A 12,848-nucleotide genomic window follows, 5' to 3' on the forward strand; every position below is an offset into this window, starting at 1 on the left:
AGATTATACTGTTAGGAGGATTCCCGTGAAAAACATGACACTGTATGTAGATAAAGATTCGTTCATCCACAACATCGATCCGCTTACTAAGCTCTTATTCGTCTTCATATCAATCGCATTGACATATATCCTCCCGACTCATTTATTCGTCATCTGTGTCTTGGCATTTACGCTTCTTCTTCTACTTACCGGCAAAGTGTTCAAGTACATTTTGCCGGTTATTGGTGTCAGCCTACTGTTGATTGTTTCTATCATCATTGTTCAAGGTTTCTTCCATCCCGACCGTGCTACACTTCTTTTTGAAATTGGACCTCTTCCTATTTATAAGGAAGGATTCGCATTCGCACTGCTACTTACCCTCCGTATCATTAATATGGTGTGTGCGTTCGGTGTTCTCATTTTGACGACGAAACCAGATGACCTTGTCGAATCACTTATCAATAAGGGAATGTCTCCTAAAATCGGCTACGTTTTTCTATCAGTTTTACAGATTATCCCACAAATGATTGCAATGACTAGTAAAATTACCGATGCTCAGCGGGCACGTGGAATGGAAACAGAAGGGAATTTACTTACGCGTATCAATTCATTTATCCCGCTTCTAGGTCCAGTTGTTCTCAATTCATTAAACGATACGCGTGAAAGGTCTATTGCGCTTGAAATACGCGGCTTCAATGCCAAAGGAACAAAAACATTTTTGAATGAATCCTTTCATTATAAATACGGTCTCCTCTTGAAAATTATACTTGTCATCCTATTGATCGCCGCTATCGTCTGGAGGGTTGCCTTATGAACAGTATCCGCGTCGAAAATCTAAAATATAAATACCCGAACACCGATACTTTCGCGCTTGACGATATTTCATTCACAGTTAAAAAAGGAGAATTCGTTGGCATAGCCGGCATGAATACCGCTGGAAAAACGACACTATGTTATGCACTCAGTGGCCTGGTTCCCCATTTCTTCAAAGGTGCGTATGGTGGGGATGTTTTCATTGGCGACATGGACGTGCTTGCACATGAAATCAGCGACATTACAGCGAAAGTTGGACTCGTTTTTGAAAATCCTTTTTCACAAATGACAGGTGCAAAATTCACGGTTTACGATGAAATCGCCTTCGGACTCGAAAACTTGGGCATCCCTCGTGACGAAATGCATAGGCGTATTAAAGAAAGTATGCAGTTCCTCGATATCGAAGCATTACGGGATAAAAATCCGTTCTCCTTATCTGGCGGGCAAATGCAACGTGTCGCAATCGCCAGTGTTATCGCCATGAAACCGGATATTTTAATACTTGACGAACCGACATCACAGCTCGATCCTCAAGGTTCTGAGGAAGTTTTCCGCATCGTTGAAAAACTGTCGAGAGAAGGTATGACGATACTAATGGTTGAGCAGAAAATGGAGAAACTTGCCGCCTATTCCGATCGTATTTTTCTCATGCACGAAGGTAAATTGATAGATTCTGGACCGCCTGCTGAAATCTTTTCACGTGATGATTTACAGACTTTCGGAGTCGAACCACCTGTTTATACTTCAGTCGCAAAAGCGCTTCATTTAAAAAACGAGTTGACTGGCCTCTATCCGATTTCACTCGAAGAAATGCCTGTAAGTGGAATTACTATTGGGGATATACGGGCAGTCACCGAATCCTCAACTTCAACAAAAATGGCTAGTCCTGAAATCTCCGTAAAAGATCTCCAGTTCAGCTATAACAAGAATACCCCCATTTTGCGCGGAATTAGCGTGACGTTAAGTGGTGAACCTACAGCCATTATTGGACAAAACGGTGCAGGAAAAACCACTTTCGTCAAATTATTGAAAGCTTTATTAAAGCCAAATGCTGGCGAAATCATCATAAATGGCACGAATACGAAAGACACGACCGCGGCAAAACTTGCGGGCACTATCGGACTCATTTTCCAAAATCCAAATGACCAGATTTTCAAAAATAATGTCTTGGATGAAGTAATGTTCGGTCCGCTCAATGTTGGACAAACGCCTGAAGTTGCACGCTTGAATGCCGAGAAAATGCTTAACCGCGTTGGACTATTAACTAAAGCAGAAGAAAATCCATATGATTTAAGTCTAGCCGAGCGAAAAATGATTGCTGTTGCATCCATTCTTGCAATGGATACAGACATCGTTATTTTCGATGAACCGACAATGGGGCAAGATGCAAGCGGTAAGGCGATGCTAAAAGAAATTATCCATGAGTTGCATGCGCAAGGTAAACTTGTGCTCTGTATTTTGCATGATATGGATTTTGTCGCTGAAACATTTGGTCGAACGATTATAGTGAGTAATGGACAGTTGTTATTTGACGGCCCGACTCGTATTGCTTTTTCAGAAGTGGCTATTCTCCACACTGCTCGTCTTGAACAGCCCCATATTACCCAACTTGCTCATAAGATGGGCTATGATGAGATTTTATTAAAAGAAAATGAATTGATCAACGAATAAGTAAAAGACCGCGTCGCCAACTACTAGGCACGCGGTCTTTCACTTTATAATCGGAATCTTGATATCGTTGCGTTCAAATCATCGGTTAGTTCGCGAAGGGCTGTCACCTTGTCCACTACTTTCCCTATAGACTCTAGTTGCTCTTCTGCTGAAGCGGAAATCTCCTCACTACCTGCCGCCGTTTGTTCCACAACCGCACTAATGTTTTCGGTATTCTCAAGCACCGTAACATTGAACTGCTTCGAATTATTCACGCCTGTAACGAGCTCTGTCAACGCTTCCGTAATATTTCCCATTTTATCTTCGATGTTTGCAAATGTATTGAGTGTTCGGGTTACATTGCCATCTTGCGCTTCGGCAATTTCAACACCTTTTCCAACTGATTCAGAAATTGAGCCAAGTCCGCCTTTGATTAGATTAACCATATCGAATATCTGTGAAGTTGCAGTTGTTGATTCATCAGCTAGTTTCCTTACTTCCGAGGCAACTACTGCAAATCCTTTCCCCGCTTCCCCCGCACGCGCAGCTTCTATTGCAGCATTCAGCGCAAGTAAGTTTGTCTGCGAAGCAATGTTAGAAACCGCCTTAGCCATATCTTCGATTCTTATTGCATAGTGCGTAAATTGCTCAGTCGCATCTTTAATCGATTCCGATGCTACATTATTGCTATCGATAAGTTCCCGCTGTTCATTGATGGCGCGACGCCCTTCCACAATTGCCTCGTTAGCCATAGCTGCAGAATCAGCCGAATTTCTTGCCCGGTCGACATTAAATTCGAACTCCTCATTCATCTGCTCTATGAGCTCAACGGAATGTTGCAAGTCCTCGGAGATGCTTTGGGTTCCCTTTGCAAGCTCTTCCGTCGATAATGTCACCTGGTTGCTCGCTTCGGTAAGATAACGATTTTCCACCTCAAGCTCTTTTGTGTAGTCATCCACTTTTCGGCTTGCCCCGTCAATGGATTGCAATAATGTCCGTAGATGATTGGTCATGGATGTAAATGAGTGATTCAATTGCCCGAGTTCATCTTTTTTATCATACTTAATCGGCTCGACGACCAAATTGCCCGCTGCAATTTCCTCGGCGTTCATCGCCAGCTTCTTAAGTGGATTTGTAATTGCGTTTGCCAGTCGGATAATGATTACCATTGTCCCCATTATGACAAATACGCTACCTATTATTGCGAATGTAATGATGCCTTTAATTTTAGCAGCGAGTGCTTCTTGTAAATAGTCATAATGGGCAGATGTATAGAGATCTACCATATAAATATCATTGACAATCCCCACGTTGCGAAGCGATTGTCGATTGATTTCCGCTGAGTTATTTTCCTCAACAGCTGCAAGTGCTTGCTCTTTCAATAAATGAAATTTCTCTTGTGCCTTCAAAAGTATTGCCCGCGGCTCTATCTCCTTAACAAGGCTTTTCGCAACGGAGAACTTTTCAGCAGTCGACTCCAGTTGTTGACGAACATTGTCTTTATTAGCGTCCGTCATGTTATAAGCAAGTGTATTCAAACTTTGCATCGACGCTTTGGTTTCTGCATTCACTTCATGAACAGCTAACAGCACATTCAGGTAATCGTTACTCGTATTTTGAATCGCCAGCATTCTGACAATAATAACTGCGATCATCAGAATTGATAGGCCAAGCATGAAAAGTGAATTGATCACTATTTTTTTCTTTATTGTCATTTCAACTTTCCCTCCTATCATTTCAGTCCTGATGCGGCTTGTTCAATGAGCGCATCTAACTTACCTTGTTCAACGTCCGTCAGTTCTAGCACTCGAAATGGAGCAAGACCTACTCCGTTTTCCGCCAGCCCCAGTTCGACATGACCGGATTGGATTTCTCCCGACTCCTTATAGGAAAGGATGATATCAAACAACGCACTATCAATATTTTTCATCATGGATGTAATGACGGCCTGTTCTGCATAAAAGTATTGATCACTATCTACACCGATTGCGTAGATACCCCTTTTTTCAGCTTCCTCCAGCATGCCCACTCCTGTGAAACCAGCAGCAGCGTAAAGAACATCCGCCTTGTCGTCAATCATCTTCGAAGCAATCTCTGCTCCTAAGCCATCGTCATCAAAGTTATTGGCATATTCATTGAGAATAACAATATCAGGGTTAACCGACTTCGCTCCTTGGATGAACCCTTGCTCAAACCGTTGAATAACTGGGACCTCCATACCACCGATGAAACCGATTACCTGTGAATTTGAAACAGTTGCCGCTACAATTCCAGCAAGCATACTTCCTTCGTCTTCCTTAAATGTAATCGATGTGATATTCGCAGCTTCCGAAACCGCATCAAAGAGAACGAATTTTTGATCCGGAAAGTCCAGAGCTACCTTTTCCAACTCCTGCTGACCGGTGAACCCTAGCGCAAATACTAAATCATTACCACTTTCCACAAGTTCTCTAAATCCTTTTTCATAAGTCCCTGTTTCCGCAAGTTCCAAGTATTCGACAACAATATCCTCTTCATCCCGCGCCTTCGTCAAACCCTTGAATGCCAAATCTGAAAATGACTGATCTCCAAGACCATTTTCCGAAAGCATAACACCCACTTTCACTTTTCCATCAAGCGGATTTTTTTCCTCAAGGCCACAGCCTGTAAGTATGAGTAAAGCTGTCGTAAGAACAATCAGTAGTTTTAATTTCATCCCTATCACTCGCTTTCATTTACCTTTTCCCTTATATTACATCGGATATAATTTTGATTTGTTGATAAAAAACAGCTAATGTCGTCTGATGTCTTACAACTGCATATTTTCAGACTATACCAGCGAACAATAGCGTGGTGCGACCTACTGTATGTAAACGCCGAACGAGCATATATCTCGCTAAACAAGCAGAAGCACAGCACGAACAATCATATATCTCGCAAAACAAGCATAAGCACCGCACGAACGATCATATATCTCGCAAAACAAGCATAAGCGCCGCGCGCACGATCATATATCCACCCCAAAATCGCGGAATTTCAGCATCCGATGTTTCTCCATTGTCCAAGCACTTTATAATTTCCTACTACAACGAAAAACAGACCGTCACGGATTAAATCCATGACGGTCTGTTTTATTTCCTATATACATACGCTTCATTAGGGAAGTTATCTAGCAGAGTATCCGCCATCAATAACAAGTTCTGCACCTGTAATGTATGCAGCTTCGTCTGATGCCAAGAAAAGTACCGCATTTGCAACGTCTTCAGGTTTTCCAAGACGGGCAAGTGGTGTCATTCTCACAAGTGCTGTTACTACATCTTTTGACGATTCAAGACCTTTCGTCATCGGTGTTTCAATGATTCCTGGGAAGATGGTGTTAACACGTACACCAAATTGTCCGAAGTCCGCTGCAGCTGCTCGTGAAATTGCGCGAACTGCTCCTTTTGATGCAGAATAAGGGTTCAATCCCATTCCGATAAGTGCTGTATAGGAAGAGATATTGACGATTGAACCTTTAGTTGCTTCTTTCATATAAGGAAGTACATGTTTCATACCAAGGAATGGACCGAAACTATTGATATCCGACAGCCTGCGCCAGTCTTCAATTGTAATTTCATTCATTCCTTTTTCCGTAGAAATACCAGCATTGTTAATTAAAATATCGATTTTCTCAAGTTTAGCAACCACTTTTTCAACGGCCGCTTTCCACTCTTCATCGGAAGTGACATTCAATTTAACAGTCATAACTTTTTCATTGTTGCCCCACTTTTCTTCCAGTGCTGCTTCATTAATGTCTGCTGCAATTACAGTAGCACCTTCAGCAGTAAACATTTTGACCATCATTTCGCCCATACCTGACGCGCCACCTGTTACGAATGCAACTTTATCTTGTAATCTACCCATTATGACCACTCCATTTCAATATAGTTTAACGTCTAAACAATAATCCCTTTTAGATCCACTTGCAATCTATTTGCTTTAGTAAGTATGTTGAATTCTGCACATCATTCTTTTCATTGAATACATCTGTACGAATCTCAAACCCTTGTTACTACAGCATTTTAGGAATACACTAGAAAGAGGAAGTTTTTGTATTAAGATCCTGAAAGAAGTGAATCGAATGTTCAAGGATAACCGATATCTTGATTACAATGGAGCCGGATTCCGCAAAGATCTGATTGCAGGAATCACTGTTGGTATTGTAGCCATTCCGCTCGGGATGGCTTTTGCAATTGCTTCAGGTGTCAAACCAGAATATGGACTTTATACAACAATTATCGCTGGGCTTATCGTTGCATTATTAGGCGGATCTCGTTTTCAAATCGCGGGACCCACTGGAGCATTCATCCCGATATTGCTCGCAATTGTTCTACAATATGGCTATGAAGATCTGCTTATTGCTGGATTTCTAGCAGGTATTTTCCTCGTTATTATGAGTTTTCTCGGTGTAAGTAATCTAATTCATTTCGTCCCAAGATCTGTAACCATAGGCTTTACTACGGGGATTGCGGTCATTATCTTTACAGGCCAACTAGGTAATTTCTTTGGAATTACCGGCTTAGAAAAAAAAGAGTTTTTTCACGAAAACATGATTGATCTTGTCAATCAGTTTCACACGGTGAACGTCTTCAGCATAGTCACCGCCTTAATCGGGCTCATCGTACTATTCATATTGCCTAAAATAGCGCCGCGTGTCCCATTACTGCTTATTGCACTACTTATTCCGACCCTCATTTCGATTTTTCTATTTCCGAGTAAAGTTGAAACGATCGGGACAGCCTTCGGTGGTATTCCCAACTCACTCCCGAATTTTCATTTTCCACAAATCACATTGGAGAAGTTGGTCAATTTGTGGCAACCCGCCCTTATTATTGCCGCACTCGGTGCAATTGAATCATTGTTATCTGCTGTTGTTGCAGATGGTATGAAAAGCGGTGAAAAGCATGATTCGAAACGTGAGTTGTTCGGTCAAGGGATCGCCAATATGATAACGCCATTATTCGGCGGTATCCCTGCTACAGGAGCCATTGCCCGTACAGCTACCAATATTCGATCTGGAGCAGTCAGCCCAATATCAGGAGTCGTACAAAGTGTTTTCGTTCTTGCCTTTTTGCTCCTTTTCGCACCGTATGCCTCTTACATTCCATTAGCTGCAATGGCGCCGATTCTTATGTACGTCGCCTGGAATATGAGTGCACGCAAATCATTCACGCATATTTTAATGATCCGGTCGGGGGATTCTCTGGTTTTATTAACGACGTTCCTTTTGACGATTTTCATCGACTTAACGATTGCCGTTCAGGTGGGGATTTTGCTTGCTGCCCTGTCGTTCTTACGTAAAATGAGTGGTAAACTCGATATTAAAGAAGCGACCCTTTCCGATGTTGAAATTATTAAGTTCAGTGATAGCGATACATCTTCATTAGCAAAATATACCGTGGACGGCCCTATTTTCTTCGGTACCGCAAAAGTATTCGAAGACAAATATCCTGCAATTTTCCTAACAGGCGCGAGGAAAATCATTCTCGATTTGGAACACCTATCCGTTATCGATGCGACAGGTGAAGCAGCGCTCTATGCACTACTTGACGATGCCGATAAAGCGGGTATCCAAATTATTATCAAACGCTTGCCCAAAGAAAAGTTGCCCCTGTTCAAAAAGAGCGGATTGTATAACCGAATTGGCGAGGCTAATTTTTTCATGTAACTATCCACAAATCAAAAACATCGCATTGGGCGATGTTTTTTTGTTTAATCATTTAACATAATTAAACCAATTTTCCCAATTAACGAAACTTTATCAATGCGAAGTCGTAGAAGTAGTAGTAGTAGTAGTAGTAGTAGTTTCATATTTAACTTTTGGCTAAACGTCGAAGAACAAGTTAAAAAGGGGAGGTATCATTATGAATCTTAGATTTATTAATAACTATTCTTCATTCCTTGTTAAAAAGAGCGTCCGACGGAAAATTGAAGTCATTCTCTTTGTTATTCTTCTTAGTTCGTTGGTTACGGGCTGTTCTCAAACTGAATCCGTGGATAAAAATGTTGTTGCGATTCAAACTGTTCTTGAACATGAATTTAATGCACCCGATAAAGAGTATATTCGAATGAAGAACGACCCAAGTAACATGACAATTGTAGACCAAAACGGCCTAGTGTCAGCTCCAGAAGAAGATAATGAACTCGAGATTTACCTGGAGGATAATTTCAGGCCTTATTTCACTGATTTTGGATATAGTGGCAAGGTTCTCTTCCTAACTTTACATTCACCGGCTGACGACAACGGCTATCAAATCACCGTCGACAAGATTAATGTGGAACCAGTCGATGGTAGACCGCGGGATTATGACTTTACCGTTCATGTCACGTATCAAAAAGACGGTGGCGATAAAATGAAAGCAGAGATAACGGGTCTCGCAACTTGTCCGGAAGAAGGGAAAATAGGGAAAATCCGCTACAATAAAGATCATTTTCTATTTGGAGAAATTTTAAGAGGCCAATAAAAATAGAAATGGATAATGTGAAAAAAGAGCTAAAACCATTATGGTTTTAGCTCTTTTTTTATTGATTCTAAACGGCGAGCATTTTGGGATTATCTCTTCAGGTCTTTTCTTCTGAACAATTACGGGCGATACTCCCCGATTCAAATTTATTGTTTAAAAACTATTTTAAACACTTAGTTTGACGCCCGTCCCTAAATTCATAGCTCGAATAGAATGTTAGTGAAAGGCAGTGAAAATATGAAATTTTACAACGACATTAATCATGAATGTTATAAATGCAAAAGCGATTGTTGCTCTTGTCAAAAAAAATGTAGAAAATGTTGCAAAGGTGACATCGGGCCGACTGGGGCTACTGGGGCTACTGGGGCTACTGGGGCTACTGGGGCTACTGGAGCTACCGGAGACATCGGACCGACTGGGGCTACCGGCGCTAACGGAGACATCGGACCGACTGGGGCTACCGGCGCTAACGGAGACATCGGACCGACTGGGGCTACCGGCGCTAACGGAGACATCGGACCGACTGGGGCTACCGGCGCTACGGGTGCTAACGGGGACATTGGGCCGACTGGGGCTATCGGTGCTACCGGAGACATCGGACCTGCTGGGGCTACCGGCGCTACTGGAGACATTGGACCGACTGGGGCTAACGGTGCTACTGGAGCTACCGGAGACATCGGGCCGACTGGGGCTACCGGCGCTACTGGAGCTACCGGAGACATCGGACCGACTGGCGCTAACGGTGCTACCGGGGACATCGGGCCTACTGGCGCTACTGGAGACATCGGACCGACTGGCGCTAACGGTGCTACCGGAGACATCGGACCGACTGGCGCTACCGGCGCTACTGGAGCTACCGGAGACATCGGGCCGACTGGTGCTACCGGCGCTACCGGAGACATCGGGCCGACTGGCGCTACCGGTGCTACCGGAGACATCGGGCCGACTGGCGCTACCGGCGCTACCGGAGACATCGGACCGACCGGCGCTACTGGAGCTACCGGAGACATCGGACCTGCTGGGGCTACCGGCGCTACCGGAGACATCGGGCCGACTGGCGCTACTGGCGCTACTGGCGCAGCCGGTGGATTATCCGTATACGGGTATATTTACAATCTAGGTGCTCAGACGGTAGCTATAGAAGCTGATGTTATTTTTGATACAAATGGAATAATCACGGCTGGAATTACGCATGCCCCCGGAACCTCACAAGTTTTATTTACTACACCGGGAGACTACCTGGTTACTTTCTCCGTGTCGGGTGTAGAACCCAACCAATTCGCACTATTTTTAAATGGTGCGCCGGTTGCGGGTACAGTCTACGGTTCAGGTGCAGGCACCCAGCAAAACGACGGTCAGGCTATAATTGCCGTAGCAGCAGGTGATGTTCTTACACTTCGAAATCATTCTTCTGCCGCAGCAGTTACCCTTCAGACTTTGGCAGGAGGCACACAAACAAACGTAAACGCGTCTCTTGTCATTGCAAAATTAAACTAGTTTTGAAAAGATAGGGGACTATCGCAAACTCAATATAAAATTGTCATGCGGTTTTCAAGCTGTCAAGATAGAAAGCCTGACAAAACTTAATAATAACTACCTTGGTATCACAGGGCTCTAACTAAGAATTAAACAATTTCAGACCCAAACAACTAAGGAGCTCTATGACAAAGGTGCTAATAAAAATTTATAACTCTTAATGACTATTAAAGATTAATTTCAGAGTATTCATGTAGTAAGGTGTAAGATTCCTTGTATAAAGTGTATAAAATGTGTTAACAAGTTTTATTGGAGCGATGATTTTGCGTTGCCTCGTAATTTCCCGTTCACCGAAGCTATCACGAATTGTATGACACAATTGGAAAAACATTTTCCATGTCAACTAAAGCATATTTATCTACACCTAAAGAGAAGGCTCCCCGCTATGGGTAGCCTTCTTTTTGAGATTCACACTACTAAGCGAGCACTTTTGTACTCCCCTCTTCCTCAGGTCTTTTCCTCTGAATAAACCAGATGATGCTAATCAACACGAGTCCAATTCCGCTAGATAAAAATTCTGGAATTATTAACATAAGCCCAGCACCTAATAATACAAACCGCTCCCAAATTCTGGAGTTACGGATGAAAAAACCAATGACAGCACTACTTACGCCAATCATTCCTAAAACGGCGGCTAGAACTCCAATAATCAATTTCCATACGACCACATCTACAAGAACCAGCATCGGATTGTAAATGAATATATACGGAATGATGAATGCCGCAATCGCCAGTTTCACCGCAGTAACCCCTGTTTTAAACGGATTGGCTTTTGCTATTCCCGCCCCTGCATAGGCGGCTAGGCAAACAGGCGGCGTGATATCGGCAACAATACCAAAATAGAACACAAACATATGTGCAGCAAGTGGAGCCACCATGAAATCATTAATCAATGCAGGTGCAGCAATTGTTGCTGTTACAACATAGTTCGCAGTTGTTGGAAGCCCCATCCCAAGAATAATGCAGGCAATCATCGTGAAAAAGAGCGCAAGGATTAAGTGGCCGCTTGATAATGCGATAATGCCAGAAGCAAATTTCGCTCCAAGTCCCGTAATACTGACGACTCCTGCTATTATTCCCGCAGTCGCCACCGCGGCGATAACCGGCAAAGCAACCCTTGCCCCCTGTTCAAGGACATTGACGATTTGGCGTACATTCATCCTAGAATCCTTCCGAACTAGCGAAACAAGGTAGGCAGATAAAATGCCAAAGAGTGCTGCCCGTTGTGGCGTGAATCCTGACATGATGGTCCCGATAATAACGAAAAGAGGAATCAGCATATAACCGTCTCTAATAAGTAAATCCTTGAATCGAGGCAATTCGGATTTCGGCAATCCAATAATTTTTAATTTCTTCGCTTCAAAATGTGTTCCTATGAATATACCCGTGAAATAAAGAATTGCTGGAACAACTGCTGCTAACATGATAGTGGCGTATGAAACACCTAAGTATTCCATCATTATAAATGCTGCCGCCCCCATCATAGGCGGCATAATCTGTCCACCAGTGGAAGCCGCGGCTTCCGTAGCACCCGCAAATTCCGGTGTGAAACCGGCTTTTTTCATCATCGGAATCGTGAATGATCCCGAGGCGACTGTATTTCCAACTGAACTGCCCGAAACTGTCCCTTGCAACGCACTTGCCACAACCGCAGCCTTGGCAGTCCCGCCCGTAAATCGTCCAGTTAAAGCGAAGGCGATGTCATTAAAAAACTTACCAATTGGTGTATGAACAAGAATAACACCGAAAAATAGAAAGAGATAAATGAACTTTGCCGAAATCTGTATGGGCGTCCCGAAGATGCCACTCTCTCTGTACCATAGATTTGTCGTTATCCGATCCATTGAAAATCCAGGATGAGAAAGAATCTGCGTCGGGATATACTTCCCTACAAGCGTATAGATAATAGCCACACCTGCTACAATGACAATCGGCAAACCAACTGTCCTCCTTGTCGCCTCGAGAACCAAAGCGATCCCTAGAATGGAAATGATGATGTCAATTGTACTATAGCCAGAAACTCGACTTTGCAATATCGAATCGAAGAAAATGATTTTATGGTAGGTCACATACATCGCAGTAAAAGCTAGCGTAACATCATACCATGGAACTTTTTTATGCGTATTTCTCCATTCCTTTTTTGCAGGATAGAGAAGATAAATAATCCCTAAAGCAGTACCAAGATGTACCGCCCCTTGTTTTTGGGAAGGGAGCGTACCAAAATAGCCCGTATATAGATGAAAAACAGTGAGTGCAACGCCAAGAAATGTTACGGCCCATGCCCATTTTCCAATTTGAGTGCGAAACTGATTTTCTTTATCATACTTCTCTAGGATTTCTTGTGCGTCATTTTGCTGGGTAGCTTTCAATTGGCGTACTCCCTTCCTA

At 43.1% G+C, this 12,848-nt stretch carries 9 protein-coding genes; 5 read left to right on the top strand and 4 right to left on the bottom strand.

The window, feature by feature from the left end:
* Positions 1-34: 34 nt before the first annotated feature.
* Positions 35-793, top strand: coding sequence for an energy-coupling factor transporter transmembrane component T family protein (locus tag H7992_RS19240; protein WP_370570009.1), 759 nt, complete (start codon positions 35-37; stop codon positions 791-793).
* Positions 790-2,463 carry an ABC transporter ATP-binding protein gene (locus H7992_RS24860; RefSeq protein ID WP_187045626.1) on the top strand — a complete coding sequence of 558 codons (1,674 nt, stop codon included), beginning with the start codon at positions 790-792 and terminating at the stop codon, positions 2,461-2,463. Before H7992_RS19240 ends, H7992_RS24860 begins: the two co-directional genes overlap by 4 nt.
* Positions 2,464-2,507: 44 nt before the next feature.
* Here H7992_RS24860 and H7992_RS19250 read toward each other — a convergent pair whose 3' ends face one another.
* The 3 genes from H7992_RS19250 to H7992_RS19260 form a co-directional block, all read right to left on the bottom strand.
* Positions 2,508-4,157 carry a methyl-accepting chemotaxis protein gene (locus H7992_RS19250; protein WP_067212167.1) on the bottom strand — a complete coding sequence of 550 codons (1,650 nt, stop codon included), beginning with the start codon at positions 4,155-4,157 and terminating at the stop codon, positions 2,508-2,510.
* A gap of 17 nt (positions 4,158-4,174) precedes the next feature.
* Entirely contained in the window at positions 4,175-5,137 is a 963-nt protein-coding gene (locus H7992_RS19255) for a BMP family lipoprotein (protein WP_187045627.1), read from the bottom strand.
* 449 nt (positions 5,138-5,586) lie between these two features.
* Positions 5,587-6,324, bottom strand: a complete 738-nt coding sequence (locus tag H7992_RS19260) for an SDR family NAD(P)-dependent oxidoreductase (protein ID WP_067212172.1) — start codon at positions 6,322-6,324, stop codon at positions 5,587-5,589.
* A gap of 217 nt (positions 6,325-6,541) precedes the next feature.
* Here H7992_RS19260 and H7992_RS19265 point away from each other — a divergent pair, with 217 nt between their 5' ends.
* The 3 genes from H7992_RS19265 (at position 6,542) to H7992_RS24985 (ending at position 10,421) form a co-directional block, all read left to right on the top strand.
* Positions 6,542-8,128, top strand: a complete 1,587-nt coding sequence (locus tag H7992_RS19265; RefSeq protein ID WP_187045628.1) for a SulP family inorganic anion transporter — start codon at positions 6,542-6,544, stop codon at positions 8,126-8,128.
* A gap of 196 nt (positions 8,129-8,324) precedes the next feature.
* Positions 8,325-8,924 carry a hypothetical protein gene (locus tag H7992_RS19270; protein ID WP_067212175.1) on the top strand — a complete coding sequence of 200 codons (600 nt, stop codon included), beginning with the start codon at positions 8,325-8,327 and terminating at the stop codon, positions 8,922-8,924.
* A 237-nt stretch (positions 8,925-9,161) separates the two neighbouring features.
* A complete protein-coding gene (locus H7992_RS24985) occupies positions 9,162-10,421 on the top strand; it encodes a BclA C-terminal domain-containing protein (protein ID WP_222617989.1) in 1,260 nt (419 codons plus the stop codon).
* A gap of 455 nt (positions 10,422-10,876) precedes the next feature.
* On the opposite strand, the gene H7992_RS19280 is transcribed toward H7992_RS24985, so the two are convergent.
* Positions 10,877-12,829, bottom strand: a complete 1,953-nt coding sequence (locus tag H7992_RS19280; RefSeq protein ID WP_187045630.1) for a TRAP transporter permease — start codon at positions 12,827-12,829, stop codon at positions 10,877-10,879.
* Positions 12,830-12,848: the final 19 nt, after the last annotated feature.

The sequence above is a fragment of the Sporosarcina sp. resist genome, from assembly GCF_014302295.1.
Lineage (GTDB): Bacteria > Bacillota > Bacilli > Bacillales_A > Planococcaceae > Sporosarcina > Sporosarcina psychrophila.

Bases quoted from the DNA above. Each gene is read 5' to 3' on its own strand.
- H7992_RS24860 (WP_187045626.1), top strand. From the start codon at position 790: ATGAACAGTATCCGCGTCGAAAATCTAAAATATAAATACCCGAACACC.
- H7992_RS19260 (WP_067212172.1), bottom strand. From the start codon at position 6,324: ATGGGTAGATTACAAGATAAAGTTGCATTCGTAACAGGTGGCGCGTCA.
- H7992_RS24985 (WP_222617989.1), top strand. From the start codon at position 9,162: ATGAAATTTTACAACGACATTAATCATGAATGTTATAAATGCAAAAGC.
- H7992_RS19250 (WP_067212167.1), bottom strand. From the start codon at position 4,157: ATGACAATAAAGAAAAAAATAGTGATCAATTCACTTTTCATGCTTGGC.
- H7992_RS19265 (WP_187045628.1), top strand. From the start codon at position 6,542: ATGTTCAAGGATAACCGATATCTTGATTACAATGGAGCCGGATTCCGC.
- H7992_RS19240 (WP_370570009.1), top strand. From the start codon at position 35: ATGACACTGTATGTAGATAAAGATTCGTTCATCCACAACATCGATCCG.
- H7992_RS19270 (WP_067212175.1), top strand. From the start codon at position 8,325: ATGAATCTTAGATTTATTAATAACTATTCTTCATTCCTTGTTAAAAAG.
- H7992_RS19255 (WP_187045627.1), bottom strand. From the start codon at position 5,137: ATGAAATTAAAACTACTGATTGTTCTTACGACAGCTTTACTCATACTT.